A 26779-nucleotide genomic window follows, 5' to 3' on the forward strand; every position below is an offset into this window, starting at 1 on the left:
CTGTCGTTAGGCAGTCCTGAACACCGTCCAGGGTCCTGAACACCGTACAGGGAATCCTGAACGCTGTACAGGCCCGGGGTTCGATGCCCACTGCCGGGTCATTACGCTGACGCGGGTGAGCAACAGTCGCACCGACGTTCTGCGCGCCGCCCGCGACATCCTGGGCGAGCACAGCCTGGCCGACCTGTCGATGCGACGCCTCGCCACCGAACTCGGCGTCCGTCCCAACGCGCTGTACTGGCACTTTCCCAACAAGCAGACCTTGCTGGCCGCACTCGCCGACGACATCCTCGGCGCGGTCGCCATCCCCGACACCTCGCTGGCCTGGGACGAGCGCCTCGATCTGCTCGCGACCGACATGCGCAGCGCGCTCCTCGGAGTTCCCGACAGTGCCGAGGTCGTGTCGTCGAGCTGGGCCAGCGGCCTGTCGTCGAAGGCCATCACCGCCGACATCATCGCCGCCGGCACGGCCGGCGGTTTGTCCGTCCGCGACGCCGAGGCGGTCAGCACCGCACTGTGTCAGCTGGTCATCGGGCTCACCATCGAGGAACAGACACGCGCGCAGATGGAGCGTCTGGGTGTCACCGGGCCGTCGGGTCGCGACTTCGCGGGCGAGTTCCGCGACGGGCTGGCCATCATCCTCGACGGAGCCCGGACGCGCCGCTCGCGGTGAACCCCGCGCGGCCCCGCAGACCGGTGCGCGAGTGTCGCGGTCGTCCGAATCGGTGTTTCACAGCTTCGGCGAGTACATTGCTAGCCGGTCATCCCGGCCCCGAGACCGATCTGTCCCCCACCGGAAAGAACACGCCCTGTGGCATCGACGACGCGAGTAGTGGCGCCGGAGTCGTCCCCCTCGACGCCGACAACGCCCGCATACCGCACCGACCTCGACGGCCTGCGCGGTATCGCCATCGCCCTCGTCGCCTGCTTCCACGTGTGGTTCGGCAAGGTCTCCGGCGGCGTCGACGTCTTCCTCACCCTCTCGGGATACTTCTTCGTCGGGTCGCTGCTGCGGCACGCGATCACGAGCCAGGCTCCGCACGTCTCGTTCCGCGACACCCTCAACCCGTGGCCACGTCTCAAACGGCTCCTCAAACGGCTGCTACCGGCGCTGCTCACCGTCCTGATCGCGGTCACGGTGCTGACTCTGCTGATCCTCCCGCAGACCCGGTGGGCCAATGTCGGCCGCGAGGTCATCGCGAGCGCGCTGTACTACCAGAACTGGTATCTCGCGCAGAACTCCCAGGACTACCTCGCCGCGAGTTCGGCGAACAGCCCGCTGCAGCACATCTGGTCGATGTCGGTGCAGGGCCAGTTCTTCGTCCTGACCCTGCTCGTCGCCCTCGCGTTCGCGACGTTGCTCAAGGTCGGTGCCCGCATCGCCCGGCCGTTCGCCGACCCGCGGGTCATCAGGTTCCTCGTCGGCGGCGCGGTGTTGGTCGTCGCGCTCGCCTCGTTCTACTGGGCGCACCGCGGCCTGGCGATCAACCAGCCGTACAACTACTACGACACGATCTCCCGTCTGTGGGAACCGCTGGCCGGCGGCCTGCTCGCGATCTGGTTGCCGTCCCTGCGAATCCCGAACTGGCTGCGCAACATCGCGACCGTCTTCGCGCTCGCGCTGATCGTCAGCTGCGGGTTCTGGATCGACGGTGTCAACGCCTACCCCGGTCCGATGGCGCTGGTGCCGGTCGGCGCGACGCTGCTGATCATCTGGGCGGGCGCGACGGCGTTGCAGAAGCCACCTCGGGGGTCCCATGCCGCGGCCACCGAGATGCCCGTCACGAACCGCTGGCTCGCGAGCAGGTGGCCGGTCTGGCTCGGGACCATCGCGTATTCGCTGTATCTGTGGCACTGGCCGCTGCTGATCTTCTATCTGACCTGGCGCGACAAGAACCATGCCAACTTCGTCGAGGGCGTGCTCATCCTCGCGGCGTCGGTCGGGCTCGCGTGGCTCACCAAGCGCTACATCGAGGACCCGCTGCGCGGCGGCGATCGTTCGGCGCTGAGCCGCGGCCGCCGCGACGGACGGTCGCGGTGGCTGTCGTACACGTCGGTCGTCACCTCGATCCTCGTGGTGGCGACGCTCGTCACCGGCGTCGGCATCACCGTGTGGGAGCGGCACGTCGCGAACATCGTCGTCGACACCAAGAACCTCGACCCGAGGTCGTACCCGGGGGCCCGAGCACTGCTCGACGGCTGGCCGGTGCCCGCCCTCGATCCACAACCGTCGGCGCTGGAGGTCATCAAGGACTTCCCCGAGACCTCCACCGACGGGTACATGAGCGACTTCACCGACAACGAGATCCACGTCGGCACCTACGGCGATCCGACCGCGACGCGCACCATCGCGCTCGCCGGCGGCTCGCATGCCGAGATGTGGATCTCGGCGCTCGACATTCTCGGCAAGCGCAACGGTTTCAAGGTGAAGACCTACCTCAAGATGGGGTGCCCGCTGTCGACGAACCGGGTACCGAAACAGCGCGGCGTGCCCTACCCGGAGTGCTACGACTGGGGACAGCGCGTCATCGATCGCGTCATCGCGGACAAGCCGGACGCGGTGCTGACGAATTCGACGCGACCGCGGGACTACGAACCCGGCGACTGGGTGCCACCGGACTACGTGCCGATCTTCGACCGTTTCCTCGACGCCGGGGTGCCGGTGTTGGGCATGCGGGACACCCCGTGGCCGAAGAACGCGAAGGGCACCATCGACACCCCGATCTGCCTCGCCGACGGCGGCGACGCCGAGAGCTGCGGGTCGCGCCGCAGTGCTGTCCTCTCACCCGAGGACCCGGCGGCGGAGCTGGCCGCCACGCGACCCGACTTCCACCCCCTCGACATGTCCGACGGGATCTGCGACGCCGAGCGGTGCCCGGCGATCGTCGGCAACATCACCGTCTACAAAGACCCACACCACCTGAGTGCGACCTATGTCCGCAGCCTCACCGACGAGCTGGGGCGCCAGATGGAGGCGCAACTGCCGTGGGCTGGTCCCGCGGTGCCGTGACGGTCGGCGGAAGTCGCGGGCTTCCTCCGGAAGCGGCGGGTGGGGCAGCCCACATCTGACCCGACCGGCCGCGTCCTGAGATGACCGTCCGCGGCAACGCGACTAGGGTCGACCCATGACGTCGTCGAAGGCGGGTAAGACCGGACCGCCGGCCCCCGGTGAACAGCCGGGTGATCCCGACTCCACTCCCGATTCAGATTCCACCGCCGATCCCGGCTCCCCCTCGGAGCCCCACGCACCGGAGTACGACACCACCTCGACGACGGCAGCACCTCCGAGTGGTGGCAAGACCATCGCCGACCCCGTACCGATGCCGTCCGACCCGATCCAGGCCGAGGCGCTGGTCCAGCCGGAACCGGCCCCGATCCCGGTGTGGCCGGGTACTCCATACCCCCTCGGCGCCACCTATGACGGTGTGGGAACGAATTTCTCGCTGTTCTCCGAGGTGGCCGAAGCCGTCGAGCTGTGCCTGATCGACCGCGAGGGCCACGAGCGTCGGATCCGGCTCGAAGAGGTCGACGGTTACTGCTGGCACTGCTACCTGCCCAACGTCGGCCCCGGCCAGTTCTACGGCTTCCGCGTCTACGGGCCGTACGACCCGTCGCAGGGATTGCGTTGCGACCCGAGCAAACTCCTGCTCGATCCGTACGGCAAGGCCTTCCACGGCGAATTCGACGGCGACGCATCGCTGTTCTCCTACCCGCTCCCGACGCCGCCCGAGGACACCGACGAATCGGCGGTCGACGACGACGCACCCGCAACCCCCGAGACCGGGGCCGCCGACACCGGGACCGGCGGTGGCGGGACCGACGAGGGCGCGGTCGACGATGCCGACGAGCCGACCGCCGAGGCGGGCGATGCGGCCGATCCCGCCGATGAGGCAGGCGAGTCCGACGGCGATGCCGCGCCCGCGGAGCACGAGGACATCCCCGATCCCGAGCCGGTCAATCCGATGCCGCAGTTGGACTCACTCGGGCACACCATGGTCTCGGTGGTGATCAACCCCTACTTCGACTGGCAGAACGACCGGTCGCCCAATCGTCCGTACCACCAGACGGTCATCTACGAGGCGCACGTCAAGGGCATGACCGCGACCCATCCCGACATCCCCGAGTACCTGCGCGGCACGTACGCGGGGCTGTGCCATCCGGTGATCATCGACCACCTCAAGGAGTTGGGCATCACCGCCATCGAACTGATGCCCGTGCACCAGTTCATGCAGGACTTCGTCCTGCGCGATCAGGGTCTCCGAAACTACTGGGGCTACAACACCTTCGGATTCCTGGCACCGCACATCGAGTACTCGTCGAACCCCGACCAGCCGGCCAGCGCGGTGACCGAGTTCAAGGCGATGGTGCGTGAGTTCCACAACGCCGGCATCGAGGTCATCCTCGACGTCGTCTACAACCACACCGCCGAGGGCAACCACCTCGGACCCACCGTGTCGTTCCGGGGCATCGACAACGCCGCCTACTACCGGCTCGTCGACGGCGATCCCGAGATGTACATGGACTACACCGGAACCGGCAACAGCCTCAACGGTCGTCATCCGCACACGCTGCAGCTCATCATGGATTCGCTGCGGTACTGGATCCTCGAGATGCACGTGGACGGCTTCCGTTTCGACCTCGCGTCCACGCTGGCCCGCGAACTGCACGACGTCGATCGGCTGTCCGCGTTCTTCGATCTGGTGCAGCAGGACCCGGTGGTCAGTCAGGTGAAACTGATCGCCGAGCCCTGGGACATCGGCGAGGGTGGTTACCAAGTGGGCAACTTCCCGCCGCTCTGGACCGAGTGGAACGGCAAGTACCGCGACACCGTCCGCGACTACTGGCGCGGCGAGCCGTCCACCCTGGGCGAGTTCGCCTCCCGGCTCACCGGATCGTCGGATCTGTACGAGGCGACCGGCCGACGGCCGCTCGCGAGCATCAACTTCGTCATCGCGCACGACGGTTTCACGCTGCGGGACCTGGTGTCCTACAACGAGAAGCACAACATGGCCAACGGTGAGGACAACCGGGACGGCGAGAGCCACAACCGGTCGTGGAACTGCGGAGTCGAGGGACCCACCGACGATCCCGAGATCAACGCCCTCCGCGCGCGGCAGCAGCGGAACATCCTGGCGACGCTGTTCCTGTCGCAGGGGACGCCGATGCTGGCGCACGGCGACGAGATCGGGCGTACCCAACAGGGCAACAACAACGTCTACTGCCAGGACTCCGAGTTGTCCTGGATGGACTGGACTCTCGCCGAGGAGAACGCCGACCTGCTGGAGTTCACCCGCAAGGCCATCGCGCTGCGCACCCGGCATCCGGTGTTCCGGCGCCGAAAGTTCTTCGGCGGGAAGCCGATCAGGTGGGGTGACCAGGCACTCGACATCGCCTGGCTCACGCCGGCCGGCCAGGAGATGACCTCCGAGGACTGGGACAGTGGGTTCGGCAAGAGCCTTGCCGTGTTCCTCAACGGAAACGGACTTGGCGAAAAGGACGAACGCGGCGAGCTGGTCGTCGACGACTCCTTCTTCATCTGCTTCAACGCCCACTACGAGGACCTGGACTTCACGCTCCCGCCGACGTGGTACGGCAACGAGTGGGTCGGCGAACTGGACACGACGCATCCCGTCGGTGAGACCGAACTGACGGCCTCCGCCGGCGAGTCGGTGACCGTCGGCGCCCGCTCCGTCCTGGTCCTGCGAAAGACCTCGTGACTCCTATGGGCAATCGTCCGACCCCGCGCGCAACGTACCGGCTCCAACTACACGGCGACTTCGGATTCGCCGATGCCGCAGCACATCTCGACCACCTCGCCGAGTTGGGGATCAGCCACGTCTACCTCTCCCCGATCGGCACGGCGTCGGCCGGGTCGACGCACGGCTACGACTGGTTGCCGCCGCCGGCGGTCTCCGCCGTGCTGGGTGGGATCGACGGGTTGCGGACACTGCGTTCCGCCGCCGCCGAACGCGGTCTGGGTCTGATCATCGACATCGTCCCGAACCACACCGGAGTCGCCGATGCGCTCGCCAACCCGTGGTTCGCCGACCTGCTCCGCCACGGGCCCGCATCGGACTACGCACACTATTTCGACGCCGACTTCAGCGACGACAACGGTGCCGACGGGAAGCTGGCCCTGCCGATCGTCGCCGCCGATGGGGACCTGAGCCCACTCGAGATCGACGAGCACGGGAATCTGCGGTACTACGATCACGCGTTCCCGATCGCCCCCGGCACCGCGGGAGACATTCGGCCCGCTCGCTCCGCTCCCGGCGCCGGCGGCACACCGCAAGAGGTCCACTCCCGCCAGCACTATCGGCTCGTGCCGTGGGACAGCGGCCTCATCGGCTACCGGCGCTTCTTCACGGTCAACGAACTCGCCGGTCTGCGCCAGGAGGACCCGGAGGTCTACGACGCGACGCACCAGTGGCTGCGTGAGCTACTCGACGCCGACCTCATCGATGGTGTGCGCGTGGATCATCCGGACGGTCTGTGGGACCCCCAGGATTATCTGCGCCGGCTGCGCGCGGACGTCGGGGACGATCGTCTCCTGTACATCGAGAAGATCCTGGCGCCGGACGAGCCCCTCGAACCGACCCTGCCGGTCGAGGGCACCACCGGGTACGACCACATGCGCGTGATCGATGCCGTGTTCGTGGCGCCGGCCGGCGTCGCCCAGCTCACCGAGCTACACGAACGGATCACCGGCGAGAGCGGTGACGCGCGGTGGGTGGAGGCCGCCGAGCACGATCGCAAACTCCGCACCGTGCGGGAGTCGTTCCCTGCGGAGCTCAGACGTCTCGTACGCGCCGTCACCGCGCGCGTCGAGGGATCACCGGCCTCGGATCCGGACGTGATCGCCACCGCCTGCGCCGAACTGATCGCCGCGCTCGGGGTCTACCGGGCGGACTACCCGTCGTTGCGTCCACGCCTGCTCGCCGTCGCCGCCGAGATCGCCGAGGCGAAGCCCGAACTGCGTACCGCGCTCGACCTCATCGTGCGGGAGACGGCGGTGCCCGGCGAGGCGACATCGAGGCTGGCGCAGACCTGCGGGGCGGTGACCGCGAAGAGCGTCGAGGACAGTTTGTTCTACCGGACGGCCCGGCTCGTCTCCGCCCAGGAGGTGGGTGGCGATCCCGCGAATCCGGTGCTGTCGCTGGCCGACTTCCATCACTACAACACCGAGCGCGCGGCACAGTGGCCGCTGGCCATGACGGCCACGTCGACGCATGACACCAAACGCGGTGAGGACGTGCGCGCGCGGATCGCGGTGCTCGCCCAGATCCCCGACCGCTGGTCCCAGCTCGTCGAGAAGGTCTGGCGCGAGACCGACGTGCCGGATGACCTGACCGGCTACTTCCTGCTGCAGAACATCGTCGGGGTCTGGCCCACCGGCGCGCCGGTCACCGACGAGTTGCGGGGCCGGTTGATCGAGTACGCCCGGAAGGCGACTCGCGAGGCCGGATTACGCACCACGTGGACCGAGGTGAACGAGGAGTTCGAGACCGCGGTCGAGACCTGGATCGGCCAGGTCACCAGCGGGGACGTCGCATCCTCGGTCGCCGAACTCGTCGACCGCATCGGACCGGCGTGGGAGCAGGAAGCGCTGGCGCGCAAGGCGATCGCGATCCTCGGGCCCGGGGTCCCCGACATCTATCAGGGCACCGAGTGGTGGGAGGACTCCCTCGTCGATCCCGACAATCGACGACCGGTCGACTTCGGCCGGTCGACCGAGCACCCGAAGACCCGACTCGTCCAGGAAGCTCTACGTGCCCGGGCCGCGCATCCCGATGCGTTCGCCGTTGCGGGCACCTATGAACGGCTGACCGCCGACGGGCCCGCCGCCGACCACACCATCGCGTTCGTGCGCGGCACCGGCGACACCCCCTCGGTCGTCGTGGTGACCGCCCGGTTCACCCACAGCCTCGACCACGATGCCGCGGCCGCGACGTCGATCACCCTGCCGCCGGGCGTCCGGTGGCGCGACGACCGAACGGGATCGGTGTACGAGGGATCGGTCGACCTCGCCTCGGCCCGTGGCGAACACCCCGTGGCGATACTTGTCCGAACGTGACGTCCACCCACCACTGATGGACGAGCGCGCCCCCGAATCGGTGGCGCGCTCGTCCATTGCCGGTGAGTGTGTCGGCCCGGATCAGCCGCCCGGCGCGGGCTGCGGTGCCGGCGACGGCTGGGGTGCCGGCGACGGCTGGGGTGCCGGCGCACCTGCGGCGCCGGGCAGCGACTGCGACGGATCGATCTGACCGCTGGGGCTCCCCGGCGGACCGTCGACCTCGGACACCAGCCACTTGCCGTCTTCCTTGCTGAGGTCCAAACGGAAGACCATCAGGCTGGTACCGCCGCTGGGCAACTTGACGCTGCGGCCGGTCACCTCCGCCATCACCACGGTCTTGGCGGTGTCGGCATCGACGGTCTCGACGGCGACCACACTGATCGTCGAGGACACCTCGATGTTGAGGGACTCCACATTGGCCTCGGTGTCGGCCCGTTCCTGCTCGAGGCGGTTGCGCAACTCCCCCGTCGACAGCGGACCCAGCAGTTCCTTCGAGTTGCCCGCGTTGTCGGCGTTGAGCGTCGTCACGAGCTTCGTGACGAAGTCGGCCGAAGCCGCCTTGGAATCGGCGAAGGCGTCGGCCTCCTGCTGGAGGTCGTAGGCGCGCCAGCCGAAGAACGCCACCAGCGCGATGAGAGCAACCGCGACGATGGCGGCGAGAACCTTCTTGATCCCGCCGCCGGTGACCGTGAACGAGATCTCGCGGCGATCCGAACCCGCCTTCGATGATGCTGCCGGCGACGGGTCACCCGCGGCACCGGAGGCGTCGACACCGTCGGTCTTGGACGTGCTCGCCGCCGTGCCGGTTCCGCTCCGTCGAGCCGACTTCCCCCGCGGCGTCGCCGCGGTCCCGGCGTCATTCGTGTCCTCCGCGCTCGTCGCCCCATCGGTGTGATCGGCTGCGACAGCCCCGCTCTCGGGCGACGTGCTGTCGGCCTTCTCGTCCGTCGGATTCACGTCGGTATCAGTACGATCTGGGTCATTCCGGTCAGTCATCTACAGGTCACACAACTTGTCTGTCGTCGTCGAGTGGCCGTCAGTCGTCGAGCGGCCCATCACTTGTCGAGCGGAACGGTGCGGGCGTTCGGGTCGTAACCCGGTGGCGGCCCCGCGGTGTCGTCGCCCGGCGGTCGTGGTGCGTTGGCCGCGCCACGGATCTGCTGGTTCGGATCCTCGGTCACACAGTACAGATTGGTCGGGATGGTCAACTCGAGGACTTGGGTCGGCCGACGCGGGGTGACGGGGTAGTTGCAACTGGGCCTCGGGTACACCGAACCGAAGACCCACAACGCACCGTCGTGGAACATGGTGAGGCTCTTGATACTCGCGTCCCGGATCGACGGCATCAGCGTCGCGAGGGCCGGTGCGCGCAGCGCGCCCTGCTCGGCTATGTCGAGGAACTGCTTCATCACGTCGGTCACCGGGTCGGTCAGCTGGTTGATCGAACCGGCGAGGCTGGTCATCTGCGACGGACCCCGATCGAGCAACGTGCGCAGTTCCCGGTCGGAGGCCGCGGCGGAGTTGATCAGGTCGCTCAGCGACGACACCGTGTTCCCGAAGTCGGGCTGGATGTCAGCGGTCGTCTTGAAGATGGTGCCCGCGTTCTGGATCAGTTTCGTGGTCTCGGGCAGTGCCGTGTACAACCGCGCGAAGATCGTGCCGCCCGAGTTGAACAGCACCTTCAGGTCGTTGGTGCCGTCCTCGGAGTACAGCGCGATCTTCAGATTGTCCACGGCCGAACGGAGTTCGGCCGGGTCGATCTGCTGGATGAGTTCCAGCGCGGACTCGAGGAGATCGGAGAACGGCACGGTGACCTTGGTCTGACCGGCCTTGATCACGTCGCCGTCCTTCAGGTACGGCCCCTCCGAGGTGGTGGGTTGGAAATCGACGTACTGCTCGCCGGCCGCCGACAACCCCAGCGCCGCGACCTGGGTGTTGCGGTTGATCTTGTACCGGTCGTCGACCGAGACCTTCACCGTCACCGAATCCGGTTCGACGCGGATGGTGTCGACCTCGCCGATGCGCGCCCCGCGCAGGGTGACCCCCGACGTCTCCTGCAGGCCGCCGGAGATCGGGAACTCGATGGTCAGCTTGTACTTGCCCGCCAACGGTTCCCACCGCAACGTACCGAGCGAGAGGTAGCCGAGCCCGACGACCATGACCAGGACGAGCCCGAGGTTGCCGACGAGCACGGAATGCCTGCGGAGAAAACCGAATACGCCGCTCATCCGCAGCACCCCTTGGTTCCGGTGAGTCGGGCCAGCAGTCGCGTGAGCGTCTGCTGGAGCGCCGCCGAGCCCGAATCGACGTCCTCGAGCTCGGGAAGCCTGCTCGCCGAGTCGAATCCGACACCCGGGTTGAGCCAGTACACCTTCGCCGACACAGCTGCCGCACTACCCGGCGTGGACTTGATCCACTTCGGGGTCAGCGTGTGCAGGTTGTCGGCCAGCGAACCGAGCGGGCCGGCCGCCTGCCGCAGGCCGGCCAGCACCGTCGACAGATGACCGAGCATCTCCACCAGGTTGTCCTGGTCGGTGCGGAGGAAGTCGTTGGTCGCCGAGGTCACCTTCTGGGCCTTGTCCAGCGAGGTCAGGATCGAGCCGATCAGACCGTTCAGCGACTGCAGCGCAGGACCGAGTTTGTTGATCGACGCCATGATCTGTGCTCGGCCGTCGGCCAGCTGACCGGTCAGGATCCGGGTGTTCGCCAGCGACCGGTCGACCTGCGCCGAACTCTGGTTGAGCTTGCGAATGCCGGTCGTCAGGCCGCGGATCGCACCGTTGAGGTCCGTCGGATTGGTCGCGACGGCCGCGCTCAGTTCGGTGAGAATGACCGTGAGCGAGTTCAGCGAACCGCTGTCGACCACACCGCTCATGCTGATGAGCAGGTCCTCGACCGTCGCCGCCGCGGAGGTGGGGCCGGTGAGGGTGTCGCCGTCGGTCATGAATCCCTTCGGCGCGTTCGGCGGCGGCAGGAGGGCCACGAACACGTCGCCGAGCGGGGTCGCCTGGCGGAGTTCGGCTCCCGTGCCCACCGGCAACTCGGTCTTCTTGCTGACGTCCATCGTGACGATCGCGGAGTAGTCCTTGGCGACGATGGTGTCGACCTGCCCGACGTCGGTGCCGTTGAGCTTCACCTTGGCGCGCGTCGGCAGGTTCAGGGCATTGTCGAAGTTCGCCGTCAGCCGGATGGAGTCGCCGATGCCGCCGGGGGCCGGCAGCGGGATCTGCTCGACGGTCAGACCGGGCAACACGCCACAGCCGGTGAGTCCCATCAGTGCGCTGAGCAGCAACGCCGTCACCGCGCCGCGTCGCGCGCGGGAGCGGCGTCGTGCCGGTTCTGGCACCGTGCTGCGCAGCGAGGCGCTGGTCACCGCTCTCATTTCGTCAGCTCCAGCATCGCCGAGTAGATGCCCATGTCCGGCCCGAAGTCCTTCAGCTTGCCGGTGCGGCAGCCGTCCTTCTGCAGGTTGATCGACTCGCAGAACTTGGCGAGCAACTCGTTGTCGACGAGCGACTTGTCGAGCAGCAGCTGTGCGCGCCAGGCGCCCTGCTCTGCGGAGATCGAGTTGCTCAGGTTCTGGAACAGCAGCGGACCGACATCGATGGTCTCCACCACCTGCCGCGAGTAGTCGCTCAGGTTGGCGGTCAACGCGGCGAGCCGGTCGAAGGAGACCGAAATCGTGTTGGTGTTGTTCTGCAGGAAGGCCGTCGTGTTCTGCAGCGTCTGGTTCAGGTTTCGCAGGGTCGCGACGAGGCCGGGCGACTGGGCCCCCAACAGCTCGGACACCTCGTTGACCGACTTCGAGAACGCCGTCATCTTCGGGTAGTTCTTCACCAGCGTGGTGCTCAGACCCTCGATGGTCTCGATGATGTCGACGAGGGCGTCGCTGTTGCCGGAGATGACATTCGACGCCTGTCCCAGCTGATCGAGCGCCGCACGGATCTCTTCGCCATTACCCGTGGCGATCCCCGAGGTGATGTCGATCATGTCCGCCAGCGGGCCGGGGCCGGGCCCCTCCCCCTTCAGACCCACGACGAGACCGTCGATGGCGTCGAACAGTTCGCCGACCGACACCGGGGCCTTGGTCTCCTTCAGCACCGAGCCGTCCTCGAGCTTCGGTCCGCCCTCGTACGCCGGGGTCAGCTCGACGTGGCGCGTGGTCACGATCGAGGTGTTGACGATGGCCGCCGTGGCGTCGGCGGGCACCGGCACGTCTTTGTCGATGGTCATGGTGACCTTGACCCGATCGCCTTGCGGCTCGACGGCCGTCACCTGTCCGACCGGCATGCCGAGAACCGCGACGTCGTTGCTGACATAGAGGCCGGCGACGTTGTCGAAGTAGGCGGTGACCTCGATCGCCTGCCCGAAGGCCGCCTTCCAGCTGCCCGGGATCATCGAACATCCCGAGAGGCCCAGGATGCCGAGCAGGGAGATGCACACGAGGAGCGTCGAACGACGCAGCTTCTGCGGGTTCAGCATCCGTCCACCACCCGGGCCAGGCACAGCCAGTTGTCGGGGAAGATGCCCCACGGCAGGTAGCCGTTCGCGTACGGGCCGTCGCCGATCACATTGGTGGTCAGACGTGCTGTCACGGGCAGGATCTCCAGCAGCTTGCGCAGGTTGTTGCGGTTTTTCTCCAGGCCCTGCGTGATGGTGTTCAGGTTCGCCATGATGGGGGCGAACTGGTTGGCGTTCTCCCCCGCCACCGCACTGGTCTGTTCGGTGAGTTCGGCGATGCCGTCGAGCAGGCGCGTCACCAGTTCCTCACGGGCCACGATCTTCTGGGTCAGGTCGCGTCCCTGGCCGACGATCACCGCCAGTTGCGCCTGGTTGTCGTTGACGATGTTGGTGATCGTCTTGGTGTCGGCGATCAGCTGGTTGATCTGATCCTTGCGGTTGGTGATGACCTCGGACATCTGCGTCAGTGCCTCGAACGTCGGCTCGGTGATCGCGGGAACACCGGCGAGTTGACGGTTGAGCGTGCGGATGCTCTGCGAGAGGGTCTGGTCGTCGATCCCGGTCAGGATCGGCGCGCCCTCCTCGATGGTGCGGTTCAGGTCGTAGGGCACCGCGGTCTTCTCGATGTGGCCGTCGGGTGCTTCCTCGGGCGAATCCCCCAGCGACACATCGACGTAGCGCTGGCCGAGCAGCGTCGACATCTTGATCTCGGCCATGCCGTTCTTCGTGACCCGGACGTCGGTGTCGACCTTCATGGTGAGCGCGACGTGGGTGCCGGCGAGTTCGGTGTCGGTGACCTCACCGACGTCGATACCGGCCACCCGAACCTTGTCGCCCGGTCGGATCCCGCCGGCCTGCGCGAAGTCGGCGGTGAGCGTCTTCTTGCCGAGATGGGCACCGGCCAGCGCCGTCACGCCCAGCAGGAGTGCGACGATCACGACCGCGCCGATCACGCCGTACCAGACGCGGGTGTTGCTGCGGAATCTCTTGCGGAACCAGTTCATCGGCACACCACCGAATGATTCGTGCCACCGATCTTGTTGAAGATCCCCGGCGGCAGCAGGACATCACCGATCGCGACGTCGAGGTCGCACGCATAGATGTTCACGTATGCACCCTCTCCGAGTACGAGCGGGAAGTGGCCGAGGAAGATCGGCGCGTCGACGGCCATCCGGTCGAGTTTGGAGCCGTTCTGGATGAGTGTGTTGGTGGCGACGCGGCCGTTCGTCGCGGCGGCGGCGAGGCTGCCCCGGCTGCGGCTGAGAACGTCGGCGAAACCGTCTGCAGTGCGCCCGATGTCGGCGACCGCGCTGCCGAAGGCCGCCGAGTTCGAGTTGAGGTTCTCGATGAGGGCGGACATCGACTCGATGACGGTGCCGAGCTGGCCGCCCTGACGGGACAGGTCACGCATCACGGTGCTCAGGTTGTTGATGATCGCGCCGATCACGATGTCGCGGTTGGCGGTGTCCTCGGCGAGCCGGCCCACCTCGGCGACGGTGTAGCTCAGCGAGACCGAATTGCCCTGGAACGCCTCGAGGAGTCCCTGCGACAGCGCGTTGACCTGGTCGGCGTCGAGGGTCTCGAAGACCGGCTGGAATCCGGCGAGGAGTTTGGTGATGTCGAAGGAGTCCTCGGACGGCAGCTCCAGTGTGGACCCGGGCGACAGCGGCCTGCTGTCGCGCCCCTCGACCAGCGTCAGGTTGAGATACCGCTGGCCGATGAGGTTCTGATACCGGATCGCCGCACGCGTGTTGGTGTAGACCTGCTGGTCGTTCTGCACCTCGAATTCGACTCGGGCGCGACCGTTGTCGAGTTCGATCTTGTCGACGCGCCCGACGCGGACGCCGGCCATGCGGACGTCGTCGCCGGCGGCGAGCCCCGAGGCGTCGGTGAAGAACGTCGTGTAGTTGTTCGTCGACCCCGACACCGATCGTTCCAGCGTCGAGAAGATCACGTACGTCACGAGCAACGCGACGAGACCGAAGATCGTGAAGCCGATCAGCGGTTTGCGGATCGAACCCGAGGCCGCGCTCATCGTCCTCCTCCCTGATCTGTGGCTCCATCACGTGCGTCGATCGACTGGACCAGCGGTCCGAGCATGATCGTGTCGGCGGCCGACGGCTTCCGGCGCAGAACCGAGCCGAGCGTCTTGTTGTCGGAGCCGGTGGTCACCATCCCCACGGGACGGTTCTTGCGCATGCCGTCGGACGGGTAGATCTGCAGCGGACCCGACATCGTCGGTCCGGTACCGGTTCCCGGTCCCACACAACCCGGCCCACGCAACGTGCCGTACGGGCCGCCGTTGTACACCGGGCAGTTCTGACGGGTGTAGCGGACGAACGCGCCGAAGCTGACGCCGATGTTTTGCTGTACGTGCCCGTTCGTCCCGGTGAAGACCGTGAGCACCCGGGCGGCGAGATTGTTGAGCGCGATGATCGCCTGCGGCAACGAATTCGGTTCGAGCACAGTTGCGCCGAGCATGCGGTTCAGGTCGGTGACGAGTCGCTGACCGCCATTGCCGTTGCGGGCGAACATCAGCTGGATCTGGTCGAGCAGTCCCTGGTTGCCGCTCAGCAGTGCCGAGAGGTCGCGCTGCTTCTCGGCGATGGTCACCGCCGGGATCACGCTGCGGCCCAGGGTGTCGAGCAGTTCCGGCGCGGACTCCGCGAGACCGCTGATCGCGGCGTCGAAGTTGTCGAACCCCGGCGGTGCACCCGGCGGGAACTGGGCGTTGATCGCGTCGAAGTAGGTCCGCAGCACGCCCACGAAGGAGCCGAACACCGATCCGCCGCCCTTCAGGGCGTCGGCGACCACACCGAGCACCTGGGCGAGCTCCTCCGGCGGCACCGCGTCGAGGATGGCGCTCAACTCGTTCTGCGCATCCTGCAGCTTGATCGTCTCGAGCGACTTGTCGGCGGGGATCGTGTCACCCGACGACAGTCGCTCGGTCCCCGGATCGGCAGGTCGGACGAGCTCGACGGAGTTGACGCCGAACAGGTTCGACGGCACGGTCCGCGCGGTCACCGACGCCGGGATGCCCTCGGCCTGCGCGGGCACGATGTCGATCTCGACCTTCTTGATGACCTTCGCGGCGTCCACCTGGTCGCCGGAGTCGGCGACCGAGATCGACTTCACCGCGCCGACGATGAGCCCGTTGTAGCGGACGTCGGCGCCGGAGGTCAGGCCGTCGCCGACGTCGACGAGGTCGGCGGTCACCTCCACCGTCTTGCTGAAGGTGCCCTGGTACCGCATGAACAGCAGCACGAAGATCACCAGCAGGACCAGCAGGAAGGCGACGCCGCGCAGCACGTACTGCAGTAGTGAGGGGTTGCGCCCGTCGGTCGCGATGTTCACCGGCTCCCCCTCATCCCGAGATCTTGATTCCGGGCGAGGTGCCCCAGAAGACGAGTGTCATGACCAGGTTCGCGAACACGATGACGATGATCGCGAGTCGGATGGCATGTCCGGCAGCAATGCCCACACCTTCGGGCCCTCCAGCGGCGAAGTATCCGTAGTAGCACTGGATGAACGTCGTCAGCAGCACGAAGACGATCACCTTGATGAACGAGAACACCATGTCCCAGGACACGATGAACTGGTTGAAGTAGTACAGGTAGGTGCCCTCGCCCTGCCCGCTCTGCAGCATGAACATGAACTGGCAGGCAAGGTAGTTGGCGGCCAGCGACACCGAGTACAGCGGGACGATCGCGATGACCGCGGCCAGCATGCGGGTGGTGACCAGGTACGGCAGCGGGCGGATGGCGATCGCCTCGAGGGCGTCGATCTCCTCCGCGATCCGCATCGAACCGAGCTGCGCGGTGAAGCGGCAACCCGACTGCGCGGTGAACGCCGTCGCCGCGAGCAGCGGGGCGATCTCACGCGTCGTCGCGAACGCCGACAGGCCACCGGTCACCGGAGACATGCCGAGCAGGTTCAGCGCGGTGTAGCCCTCGATGCCGACGGTCGCGCCGCCCATCACCCCGAGGATCACCATGACGCCGACCGTGCCGCCGCCCACGACGATCGCGCCGTTGCCCCACGCGACGTCGGCGAGCAGGCGCCAGACTTCCTTGCTGTAGTGCCGGAAGGCCAGCGGGACCGCGCCGATCGAGCGGACGAGGAACGTGATGAGGTGCCCCATCGCCGCGAGGGCGTCGCGCGGACCGCGATAGACGGCCTTGGCGGCCTCCAAGGGTTTCAGCGCGGGTGGCACATACCGTGACGCGGTCATCTCACACCACCTTCGCCGGGAAGAGGATCGCGAACAACTGCGTGAGGATCACGTTCACGGTGAACAGGAGCAGGACGGAGTTGACCACCGCGGCGTTCACCGAGTTGGCGACGCCGGCGGGACCGCCCTTCGTCGAGAGGCCGCGATCGCAGGCGACGATCGCCACGATCGCGCCGAATATCACCGCTTTGGCCAACGCGAACATCAGGTCCGCGGTGGTCGCGAAGGACGCAAAGGTGCCCGTGTAACTGCCTGGCGTACCGCCCTGGAAGTACACGTTGAAGACGTAACCGGTGATGAAGCCGACGAAGCAGACGAAGCCGCAGAGCAGGAAGCTGACCACCATCGTGGCGAGGAGTCGCGGCGAGATGAGGCGCTCGATGGGGTTCACGCCCATGACCTTCATGGCGTCGATCTCGTCGCGGATGGTGCGGGAACCGAGGTCGGCCGCGATGGCCGAACCGACCGCGCCCGCGAGGAGCAGCGAGGTGACCAGGGGTGCGCCCTGACGGATCACGCCGAGGCCGGTGGCCGCGCCGGAGAACGAGGTAGCACCCACCTGACCGGCGATGTTCGACACCTGGATCGACACGATGACGCCGATCGGGATGGCGACGAGCAGGGTCGGGAACACCGAGGTGCTCGCCATGAATGCACACTGGCGGATGAATTCCCCGAACGGGAAACGCCGCTTGAAGAGATCGGCGAAGAGTGTGCGGAACACCTCGACGAACATGCCCAACTGGCGTCCGAAGGTGTCGAAGGACGCGACGACATGTTTGTCGAACCACGACCGAACCGCACCCGGTCTCTTCCGACCGACCTCCTCGTCATCCGAGGTGACTGCGTCTGTGCTCAATCCCTACCCTTGCGTCTCGGCTTACCCGTTCACCGGCCGTCAGGTCGCGATGGCGCGTGTCGACGTCGACGCGCGTTCTCGTTCCCGCAGACCCGCTTCGCGTGCCCCCCGTGGGCATGAGCGCCGCGGGTAACATACCCCACTTCCCTCGTCCGAATGTGTCCGGCCTCACACTAGCGCCCGACTGCACCTGTCCGAGGTCCGACATACCTTGCATGATGTGACGAATCCCCCGACCGCTGCCGCTGTTGCCCAGAGCACGATAACTTGGTCGGACGACCAGCGGGAACAAAACCTACCACTTCGTTCCAATGTGGAGCCCTTCCGATCACCGCGATCACTGGGCGAACTCCGGGTCTGGGCACCGAATGCGCAGGTCGTCGAGCTGGTGATCGGGTCGTCCGCGCAGGACCCGGCCGCGGACCGGATCACCATGACGGCAGGCGCGGGCGGGTGGTGGCAGGTGGACACCGCACCGGGAACCGAACCCGTCGAGGAACTGCGCTACGGATTCTCGATCGACGGCGGACCGGTGCGTCCTGATCCGCGGGCCGTGCGCCTGCCGGACGGGGTGCACGAACTGTCGGCATTGTTCACCGTCGACGACGCCGGATGGACCGACGCAGACTGGACCGGTCGCGACATCCGGGGAGCGGTGGTCTATGAGCTCCATCTCGGCACCTTCACCCCGGAGGGCACGCTCGACTCCGCCATCGGCCGGCTCGACCATCTCGTCGACCTGGGGGTCGACTTCGTCGAGCTGATGCCGGTCAACGCGTTCAACGGGGTTCACAACTGGGGCTACGACGGCGTCGGCTGGTACGCGGTGCAGGAGACCTACGGCGGACCGGCAGCGCTGGCCCGGTTCGTCGATGCCTGTCACGCCCGGGGACTCGGTGTCGTCCTCGACGTCGTCTACAACCATCTGGGTCCGTCCGGCAACTACCTACCCGACTTCGGGCCCTACCTCTCCGAGGGCGTCACATCCTGGGGATCGTCGGTCAATCTGTCCGATCCGGACTCCGACGAGGTCCGTGCGTTCATCGCCGGTACGGCCCTGCGGTGGTTCACCGAGTTCCATGTCGACGCCCTGCGCCTCGACGCGGTACACGCGCTGGCCGACCACCGCGCCGTGCACATACTGGAAGAACTCGCCGCCGCCACCGACGATCTCGCCGTCGAACTCGGGCGACCGCTGTCGCTGATCGCCGAGAGCGACCTCAACGATCCCCGCATGATCTCCCCGCGCAGCGTCAACGGACTCGGGCTCACCGCGCAGTGGGACGACGACATCCACCACGCGATCCACACGCTGGTGTCGGGCGAACGGCAGGGCTACTACGGCGACTTCGGGAGCTACGGCTGCCTGGAGAAGGTTCTCACCGGCGGGTTCTTCCACGACGGCACCTATTCGTCGTTCCGGAAACGCCGTCACGGACGACCGATCCCGACCGACCGGCTGCCCGCGTCGGCCCTCCTCGCCTACACCTGCAACCACGATCAGATCGGCAACCGGGCGATCGGCGACCGCCCGAGCGCCTACCTCGACGGCGGACAGCTGGCGATCAAGGCGGCGCTGGTCCTGCTGTCCCCGTTCACCCCGATGCTGTTCATGGGTGAGGAGTGGGCGGCCGCGACACCGTTCCAGTTCTTCACCTCCCACCCGGAGCCCGAACTGGGCCGAGCCACCGCGGAGGGGCGCAAATCGGAATTCGCCGAACACGGCTGGGACAGCGACGACGTGCCCGATCCGCAGGACCCGGCGACGTTCGAGCGGTCGAAGCTGGACTGGACCGAACTCGACGATCCCGCACACGCGCGTGTGCTCGACTTCTATCGAACTCTCATCGCCTTGCGGAAAGCCGAAGCCGCGCTGTCCGATCCGGCCTTCTCGTCGGTGTCCGTCGACTTCGACGAGGCGGCCGGATGGTTCGCGATGCATCGCGGTGACTGGTCGGTGGTCTGCGTTCCCGGCGCCGCACCGGTGACCGTCCCGATCTCGCTCGACGTCGAATTGGCGTGGCAGTCACCGAGTTCCGAGGGCTCCGAGCTCGCCTCGCCGGGTCACAACGTGATCGTCGGCCGCCGTGGTGACGGCTCATAGCCCGAAGTCGCGTGTACCGCGGCTCCGGGCCATGAAGTCAAGTGGTCAGACGGCGTCGCCGCCGTCGATACTGCCGAAGTCGCCGACCTCGACGTTGCCCTCGTCGTCGACCGCGGTGTCGAAGATGCCGTCGCAATCGGTGTCGGCGACCGCGATGTCGGTGAGGCCGTCGGCGTCGGTGTCGGCCTCGATGACGTCGATCTCGCCGTCAGCATTGGTGTCATAGGCGATGGAGTCGGCCTGGCCGTCGCCGTCGGTGTCGAGGATGGCGTCGGTGGTGCCGTCACCGTCGACGTCGGTGAGTGCGGCGTCGACGGCTCCGTCGCCATCGGTGTCGACGAGAACGGCGTCGGCGGGGATCTCGGTGCTCATGGGGTTGTCCTTCCAAGTGACGAGGCGCTGTGGTGGTGCAGTGCCTCTGGGCGGTTCATGTACTTGGAGGCGGCACCGGACGCGAATGTTCCCGTGGTCTGGTGAGTCATCCGAATGGTCGACGCCGGAGTTTCGCGGCCCCGATTCTCAGGTCAGGTAGGCGTACGCCGGACTACCCGGCTCGAGCCGCTCACAGTGCAGCCGGGAATGGGCCATCCGGTCCATCAGGTCGCCGAGCCCGTCGCGGTGTCCCAGCTCGACGCCGACGAGGGCGGCGCCGGTCTCCCGGTTGTTGCGTTTCACGTACTCGAACAGCGTGATGTCGTCGTCGGGTCCGAGAACCTCGTCGAGGAAACGCCGCAGCGCACCCGGCTCCTGTGGGAAGTCGACCAGGAAGTAGTGCTTGAGTCCCCGGTGCACCAGCGAGCGCTCGATGATCTCGCCGTACCGGGACACGTCGTTGTTGCCGCCGGAGACCAGGCACACCACGGTGGAGTCCGCGGGCAGCTGCAGTTTGTCGAGGATCGCGACGGCGAGAGCACCCGCGGGTTCGGCGATGATTCCCTCGTTCTGGTAGAGCTCGAGCATCGCCGAGCAGATGGCGCCTTCATCGACGTGGGTTATATGCGCGGTTCCCGGCACGGGCGCGTGACGCTCGTCGGGTACCACGCGTGCGGCCGGGACGTCGGTGATGCTCGCCAGCACCGGGTGATCGGTCACTGTCGCGCCCATCTCCGACAGCACCCGGTGCCCGATGGTCCCGATGCGCTTCACCGCTGCCCCGTCGACGAACGGGTCGATCTCGGCGAGGGTCACCGGTCCCCCGTTGACGAGGGCGGCGCTCAGCGACACCGCGCCGGTCGGTTCGACACCGACGATCGTGACGTCCTCGGACAGGCCGCGGAAGTAGGTGGCCATCCCGGCCAGGCATCCCCCGCCGCCGACCGGTGCGACCACGACGTCGGGAACACGACCGAGCTGTTCGACGATCTCGTGCGCGATGGTCCCCTGACCGGCCGCGGTCCGCGGGTCGTCGAATGCATGGATCCACGCGGACCCGGTACGCATCACGTCGTCCTGAGCAGCGGCCGCGGCGGCGTCGTAGGTGTCGCCGACGGCCTTGAGTTCGACGAAGTCCCCACCGTGCCAACGGATTCGATCTCGTTTCTGCTTGGGCGTGGTGGTCGGGACATAGATGCGTCCGGGCACCTGCATGCTCCGGCATGCGAACGCGACCCCCTGGGCGTGGTTGCCGGCGCTGGCCGCGACGACGCCACGCGACAGCTCCTCGGCCGACAGCTGCGCCATCACGTTGTAGGCACCGCGCAGTTTGTAGGAACGGACGGCCTGGAGGTCCTCGCGCTTCAGGAAGATCTCGGCCCCGGTGTCGGCGGACAGCCGCGGGCAGATCTCGAGCGGGGTACGCGCCACCGCGTCGGCGATACGGATCGATGCGGCTTCGATCGCGTCTACCGACAACGCCTGTTGATGGACCGGGACGTGGTGCGTACTCACGACAGCCATGTTCTCACTGTCTGCCGGTGATCCGATGTCGCGGGTTCCGACGCCCGTCCGCGACCGCGTCGTGGGTGGTGGCATCGCGGCGCCGGATGAATCGCATCGCGGCACATTCGCGCACCCGATGGCGTAACACTGGACGGGTGCGTTTGACAGCGAGCCGGACGGGAATCTTCCCGACAACCGTCTCGCCCAGCCATCGCCGACGGCGACCAGCCTCACCGACCAGGGAGCAGCCATGACAGCTCGTCGAACCTTCCCACCCCGCACGCGACGCCTGTCGCGACTGGCCGCGCTCGGAGCAGCCGCCGCCCTGGCGGTCGGGCTCGGCGCCGCCGTGGACCCCGCCCCGGCCGCGGCCGCCCCCGTGTGCGCGGGTGCCGGGCAGCCGGCGCGACTCGTCGGGTCGGTGCCCGGCGCGGCGCTCGAGGGCCTGACCGTCGACGCCGCCGGACGCCTCTACACCACCGACCTGATCACCGGTCGCGTGTATCGCCTGGCCGGACCGGGCGCACCTGCGGTTCCGATCGCACGCGTGCCGGGCGGGAGCGGAGCGGGTGCGCTGGCGTGGACCCCCGGCGGCACCCTGCTGGTCGGATACGGCGCCGACCCGCGTGTCTTCGTGGGCGACGCGCTGCGACACGCATCCATCGCCCGGCTCGACATCAACACCCGCGCACTGCGGGCCTGGGTGACGGGACTTTCGGCGGCCAACGGGATGGACGTGTCGGCGCGCGGAAATGTGTACGCCACCAACGACTTCGGCAATCTCATCGGTCGGGTGAGCCCCACCGGCGCCGTGCAGGCCGCCTGGGGAGCGCTGCCGAGCGCGAACGGAGCAGTTCTCGGACGCGGCGACGGGTGGCTGTACGTGTCGAGGACCTTCGTGAACCCGGGCGTCAGCCGGATCTCCACCGCGAATCCGCGTGTCGTGCAGAACCTGCTCAACGTGGGTGCGCCATCGACGCCGGACGGACTGACCCTCGATTCACGCGACCGACCTGTGGTGCCGTTCAACGCGACGGGTGAGATCGTGCGCGTGACGGCGCCCGGAAGCTACTGCGTGCTCGCGACGGGCCTACCGACCTCGAGCGTCGTGTCCTACGGACGAGGCGACCGCGGGTTCTCGGCCGGACGTCTCTTCCGCGCCGGATTCGACGGACGGATCTACGAGATCCCCGGCGGGTTCGATGCCGGCGCGACGGCCGCCGTCCCCGGCAGGTAGCGCTCGCCCCACCACACCGCGAGCAGCGTCATTCCGCTCGCCCAGGCGGTGACCGCGAGTGAGCCGAGAAGAACGAGGCTGACCAGTGCCACCACGACCGCGGCGGCGACGGCGTGCGCCTTGTGGACCGGCCACTGCGCACCCAGGACATCGACGGTGCGGGGCTGTCGCGATGCCGGACGACCGGGGTCGACGTCGATCAGAGTCGCCATGTCGGATCACTCCCTCACTGGCCGGGTGCGCTGGACGTGACGTCGAGTGTAGCGGAAGGCGAAGGAAAATGTTCGGGTACCCGAATCCTGCGTCACGGCCGGGTGAAGTCGGTCGAGCAGGCGTCCCTCACTTCAGCCGCGTCAGCTCAGACAGCTGGGCCCCAGGAGGGCTTTGAGGTCGCCCATCAGCGCCGAACTCGGGGCCACACGCAACGACTCGGTCAGTTTCAGCTGGGTCTGCCGCTTGTCGCTGACGAGCGTCACGTGCACGTCGGCCATGCCGGGATGCCGGGTCAGCACCTGCTTGAGCGCCGCCACGCGGTCGGGGGTGCAGAGTCGCGCCGACAGTGTCAGGGCCACCGGTTTGGTCGCCCCCGCGGTTTCCAGATCCGGCACCGCGAGATCGTTCGCGCTGATCATCATGCTGTCGTCGCGCAGGTTGACGCGCGCCTTGATCAGGACGATGTTGTCGGCGACGATGTCCATCCCGTACGCGACATAGGCCCGCGGGAAGAAATACACCTCGACTCCACCGACCATGTCCTCGAGGGTCACCGCGGCCCACGGCTCGCCCTTCTTGTTCACCCGCCGGGTCACCGAGGAGATGATGCCGCCGATGGTGATCTGGGCGCCGTCGGCGACGTTGCCCTCGAGGAGCGTCGAGATCGAGGTGTCGGTGTGCGCGGCGATCGCGTGCTCGACGCCGCTGAGCGGATGGCCGGACACGTAGAGCCCCAGCATCTCCCGCTCGATGGCGAGCTTGTGCTTGGTGTCCCATTCCTCTTCGGGCACCTTGACCGCGAACACCTCGGCCATCGAGTCGTCGGCACCGCCGGCGTCGCCGAAGAGGTCGAACTGTCCGATCGCCTCGGCCTTCTTGGTTCCGATGACCGATTCGACGGCCTCCCCGTGTACGAGGAACAGACCCTTGCGCGGGTGTCCGAGTGAGTCGAAGGCGCCGGCCTTGATCAGCGACTCGGTCACCTTCTTGCTGCAGGCGGTGACGTCGATCTTGCCGAGGTAGTCGGAGAAGTTGGTGAATTTCCCCTTCTCCTCGCGCGCCGAGATGATCGAACCGACGACGCCGGAGCCGACGTTGCGGATCGCGGCCAGGCCGAATCGGATGTCCTTGCCGACCGCGGCGAAGTTCCGCTGGGACTCGTTGACATCGGGCGGCAGCACGGTGATCCCGAGCTTGCGACAGTCGGCCAGGTAGATCGCGGCCTTGTCCTTGTCGTCGCCGACCGAGGTCAGGAGGCCGGCCATGTACTCGGCGGGATAGTTCGCCTTGAGGTACGCGGTCCAGAAGGACACCAGCCCGTAGCCGGCGGCGTGCGACTTGTTGAACGCGTAGCCGGCGAACGGCAGGACGGTGTCCCACAGCGCGGTGATCGCGGCCTGGGAGAAACCGTTGTTGCGCATGCCCTCCGCGAAGCCGTCGTAGGCCTCGTCGAGGATCTCCTTCTTCTTCTTGCCCATCGCGCGACGCAGCAGGTCGGCCTGTCCGAGCGAGTACCCGGCGACCTTCTGCGCGATCTGCATGATCTGCTCTTGGTAGACGATGAGGCCGTAGGTCTCCGACAGGATCTCCTTGAGCGGCTCCTCCAGCTCGGGATGGATCGGCCTGATCTCCTGCAGACCGTTCTTGCGCTTGGCGTAGTCGGTGTGGGCGTTCACACCCATCGGCCCGGGACGGTACAGCGCGAGCACGGCGACGATGTCCTCGAACCCGGTGGGCTGCATCATCTTCAGGAGTTCGCGCATGGCGGCGCCGTCGAGCTGGAACACCCCGAGGGTGTCACCACGGGCGAGTAGTTCGTAGGTCTTCTCGTCTTCGAGCGGCAGCGAGTCGAGGTCGAGATCGATTCCCCGGTTGAGTTTGATGTTCTCCAGGGCGTCACCGATGACGGTGAGGTTGCGCAGACCCAGGAAGTCCATCTTCAGCAGGCCGATCGCCTCACACGACGGGTAGTCCCAGCCGGTGATGATGGCGCCGTCCTGCGCGCGCTTCCACACCGGGATCGCGTCGGTCAGCGGCTCCGAGGACATGATCACCGCACACGCGTGCACACCGGCGTTGCGGATCAGACCCTCCAGTCCGATCGCGGTGTCGTAGATCTTCTTGACGTCCGGATCGGTCTCGATGAGCGTGCGGACCTCGGCGGCCTCGTTGTAGCGCTCGTGTTCGGGGTTGGTGATACCCCAGACCGGGATGTCCTTGGCCATGATCGGCGGCGGCAGCGCCTTGGTGATGCGGTCGGCGATCGCGAATCCCGGCTGACCGAACTGGACGCGCGCCGAATCCTTGATCGCGGCCTTCGTCTTGATGGTGCCGAACGTGATGACCTGGGCCACCTTGTCGCTGCCCCACCGGTCGGTCGCGTACCGCACCATCTCGCCTCGACGACGGTCGTCGAAGTCGATGTCGATGTCGGGCATCGACACCCGCTCGGGGTTGAGGAACCGCTCGAAGAGCAGGCCGTGCGGGATCGGGTCGATGTTCGTGATGCCCAGCGCCCAGGCCACGAGCGAACCGGCCGCCGAGCCACGGCCCGGGCCGACCCGGATGCCGACCTCGAGAGCGTGGCGGATGAGGTCGCCGACGACGAGGAAGTAGGCCGGGAACCCCATCTGGATGATGACGTCGAGTTCGTAGTTGGCGCGCTGCAGGTATTCCTCGGGCACCTCGGTGCCGGCGAAACGGCGCTCCGCGAGTCCCTTCGCGACCTCCTTGCGCAGGAACGTCTGCTGCGTCTCGCCGTCGGGGACCGGGAAGACCGGCATCCGGTCGCGGTGGGTGAAGACCTCTTTGTAGGACTCGACGCGCTCGCCGATCTCCAGGGTGTTGTCACACGCCCCGGGGACGATCGAGTCCCACTGCTCGCGCATCTCGGCCGCGGACTTCAGGTAGTAACCGTCGCCGTCGAACTTGAACCGGGTCGGATCGGAGAGGGTCTTGCCGGTCTGCACGCACAGCAGCGCCTCGTGCGCCGCGGCGTGCTCCTTGGTCACGTAGTGGCAGTCGTTCGTGACGATCGGCTTGATGCCCAGCTTGCGACCGATCTCGAGCAGACCGTCGCGCACACGCCGCTCGATCTCGAGCCCGTGCTCCATGAGTTCGAGGTAGAAGTTGTCCTTGCCGAAGATCTCCTGCCACTTCGCCGCGGCCTCGAGCGCCTCGCGGTCGTGGCCGAGCCGGAGCCGGGTCTGCACCTCACCGGACGGGCATCCCGTCGTCGCGATGATCCCCTCGGCGTGCTCGGCGATCAGGTCCACGTCCATCCGCGACCACTTGCCGAGCTGCCCCTCGATCGACGCGAGGGACGACAGCTTGAACAGGTTGCGCAGCCCGGTCGCGTTCTCGGCGACCATCGTCATATGGGTGTAGGCACCCGAGCCGGAGACGTCGTCGCTCTTCTGATCGCGGGTGCCCCACTGGATTCGTTTGGTGTCGAATCGCGAGCCGGGGGCGATGTAGGCCTCGATGCCGATGATCGGCTTGATGTCGTTCTTGACCGCCGTGTTGTAGAACTCGCTGGCGCCGAACATGTTTCCGTGGTCGGTCATGCCGATCGCGGTCATCCCCAGACGTTTTGCCTCGGCGAACAACGGGGACACCTTCGCCGCACCGTCGAGCATGGAGTACTCGGTGTGGTTGTGCAGGTGTACAAACGAGTCCGTCACGGCGCCTCTTCTGTCGAGATCAGTCGGTAGATGTCGGGT

19 protein-coding genes are annotated in these 26779 nt (G+C 67.1%); 6 read left to right on the top strand and 13 right to left on the bottom strand.

Annotated elements, in window-relative coordinates; genetic code table 11:
- Window positions 1-115: 115 nt before the first annotated feature.
- The 4 genes from AC3B5T_RS22395 to treY all read left to right on the top strand — a co-directional run bounded on the left by AC3B5T_RS22395 (window position 116) and on the right by treY (window position 8074).
- Complete coding sequence (locus AC3B5T_RS22395; RefSeq protein WP_055476563.1) at window positions 116-673, top strand: TetR family transcriptional regulator; 558 nt, start codon at window positions 116-118, stop codon at window positions 671-673.
- A 159-nt stretch (window positions 674-832) separates the two neighbouring features.
- Complete coding sequence (locus AC3B5T_RS22400; RefSeq protein ID WP_055476562.1) at window positions 833-3010, top strand: acyltransferase family protein; 2178 nt, start codon at window positions 833-835, stop codon at window positions 3008-3010.
- A 115-nt stretch (window positions 3011-3125) separates the two neighbouring features.
- The gene (gene glgX, locus AC3B5T_RS22405; protein ID WP_165629921.1) at window positions 3126-5717 is read left to right on the top strand and encodes a glycogen debranching protein GlgX; all 2592 of its coding nucleotides are present in this window, start codon (window positions 3126-3128) and stop codon (window positions 5715-5717) included.
- A 5-nt stretch (window positions 5718-5722) separates the two neighbouring features.
- Window positions 5723-8074: a malto-oligosyltrehalose synthase gene (gene treY, locus AC3B5T_RS22410; RefSeq protein WP_165629920.1), complete on the top strand. Its 2352-nt coding sequence runs from the start codon at window positions 5723-5725 to the stop codon at window positions 8072-8074.
- Between the two features lie 81 nt (window positions 8075-8155).
- Here the strand turns inward: treY and AC3B5T_RS22415 are convergent, their stop codons facing one another.
- The 9 genes from AC3B5T_RS22415 to AC3B5T_RS22455 are packed head-to-tail and all read right to left on the bottom strand — an operon-like array spanning window position 8156 to window position 17625.
- Complete coding sequence (locus tag AC3B5T_RS22415) at window positions 8156-9070, bottom strand: hypothetical protein (RefSeq protein ID WP_165629919.1); 915 nt, start codon at window positions 9068-9070, stop codon at window positions 8156-8158.
- A gap of 59 nt (window positions 9071-9129) precedes the next feature.
- Window positions 9130-10302 carry an MlaD family protein gene (locus tag AC3B5T_RS22420; RefSeq protein WP_488357940.1) on the bottom strand — a complete coding sequence of 391 codons (1173 nt, stop codon included), beginning with the start codon at window positions 10300-10302 and terminating at the stop codon, window positions 9130-9132.
- On the bottom strand, window positions 10299-11456 hold the full coding sequence (locus AC3B5T_RS22425) for an MlaD family protein (RefSeq protein WP_239582370.1): 1158 nt from the start codon (window positions 11454-11456) through the stop codon (window positions 10299-10301). Before AC3B5T_RS22425 ends, AC3B5T_RS22420 begins: the two co-directional genes overlap by 4 nt.
- Window positions 11453-12556 (bottom strand): MCE family protein, encoded by a 1104-nt coding sequence (locus tag AC3B5T_RS22430; RefSeq protein ID WP_182371915.1) that lies wholly within the window; start codon window positions 12554-12556, stop codon window positions 11453-11455. Before AC3B5T_RS22430 ends, AC3B5T_RS22425 begins: the two co-directional genes overlap by 4 nt.
- Window positions 12550-13539, bottom strand: a complete 990-nt coding sequence (locus AC3B5T_RS22435; RefSeq protein WP_006868317.1) for an MCE family protein — start codon at window positions 13537-13539, stop codon at window positions 12550-12552. The genes AC3B5T_RS22430 and AC3B5T_RS22435 overlap by 7 nt, the downstream gene beginning before the upstream one ends.
- Entirely contained in the window at window positions 13536-14570 is a 1035-nt protein-coding gene (locus AC3B5T_RS22440; RefSeq protein ID WP_182371914.1) for an MCE family protein, read from the bottom strand. The genes AC3B5T_RS22435 and AC3B5T_RS22440 overlap by 4 nt, the downstream gene beginning before the upstream one ends.
- Window positions 14567-15889 carry an MlaD family protein gene (locus tag AC3B5T_RS22445; RefSeq protein WP_182371913.1) on the bottom strand — a complete coding sequence of 441 codons (1323 nt, stop codon included), beginning with the start codon at window positions 15887-15889 and terminating at the stop codon, window positions 14567-14569. The genes AC3B5T_RS22440 and AC3B5T_RS22445 overlap by 4 nt, the downstream gene beginning before the upstream one ends.
- 10 nt (window positions 15890-15899) lie before the next feature.
- Complete coding sequence (locus AC3B5T_RS22450) at window positions 15900-16766, bottom strand: MlaE family ABC transporter permease (RefSeq protein WP_005198851.1); 867 nt, start codon at window positions 16764-16766, stop codon at window positions 15900-15902.
- Between the two features lies 1 nt (window position 16767).
- The gene (locus AC3B5T_RS22455) at window positions 16768-17625 is read right to left on the bottom strand and encodes an MlaE family ABC transporter permease (RefSeq protein ID WP_006868314.1); all 858 of its coding nucleotides are present in this window, start codon (window positions 17623-17625) and stop codon (window positions 16768-16770) included.
- 313 nt (window positions 17626-17938) lie between these two features.
- Here AC3B5T_RS22455 and treZ point away from each other — a divergent pair, with 313 nt between their 5' ends.
- Entirely contained in the window at window positions 17939-19729 is a 1791-nt protein-coding gene (gene treZ, locus AC3B5T_RS22460) for a malto-oligosyltrehalose trehalohydrolase (RefSeq protein ID WP_083207473.1), read from the top strand.
- Between the two features lie 45 nt (window positions 19730-19774).
- Here the strand turns inward: treZ and AC3B5T_RS22465 are convergent, their stop codons facing one another.
- A complete protein-coding gene (locus AC3B5T_RS22465) occupies window positions 19775-20101 on the bottom strand; it encodes a hypothetical protein (RefSeq protein ID WP_065632318.1) in 327 nt (108 codons plus the stop codon).
- A gap of 147 nt (window positions 20102-20248) precedes the next feature.
- Complete coding sequence (ilvA, locus tag AC3B5T_RS22470; RefSeq protein ID WP_488357943.1) at window positions 20249-21625, bottom strand: threonine ammonia-lyase IlvA; 1377 nt, start codon at window positions 21623-21625, stop codon at window positions 20249-20251.
- A gap of 232 nt (window positions 21626-21857) precedes the next feature.
- On the opposite strand from ilvA, the gene AC3B5T_RS22475 reads away from it, so the two are divergent.
- Window positions 21858-22844, top strand: coding sequence for an SMP-30/gluconolactonase/LRE family protein (locus tag AC3B5T_RS22475; protein WP_065632317.1), 987 nt, complete (start codon window positions 21858-21860; stop codon window positions 22842-22844).
- On the opposite strand, the gene AC3B5T_RS22480 is transcribed toward AC3B5T_RS22475, so the two are convergent.
- Both AC3B5T_RS22480 and dnaE read right to left on the bottom strand, forming a co-directional pair.
- Entirely contained in the window at window positions 22787-23056 is a 270-nt protein-coding gene (locus AC3B5T_RS22480) for a hypothetical protein (protein ID WP_488357945.1), read from the bottom strand. The two genes, AC3B5T_RS22475 and AC3B5T_RS22480, sit on opposite strands and share 58 nt — an antisense overlap.
- 141 nt (window positions 23057-23197) lie before the next feature.
- The gene (dnaE, locus tag AC3B5T_RS22485) at window positions 23198-26740 is read right to left on the bottom strand and encodes a DNA polymerase III subunit alpha (RefSeq protein ID WP_055476139.1); all 3543 of its coding nucleotides are present in this window, start codon (window positions 26738-26740) and stop codon (window positions 23198-23200) included.
- Window positions 26741-26779: the final 39 nt, after the last annotated feature.

This window comes from Gordonia sp. G4, assembly GCF_057770005.1.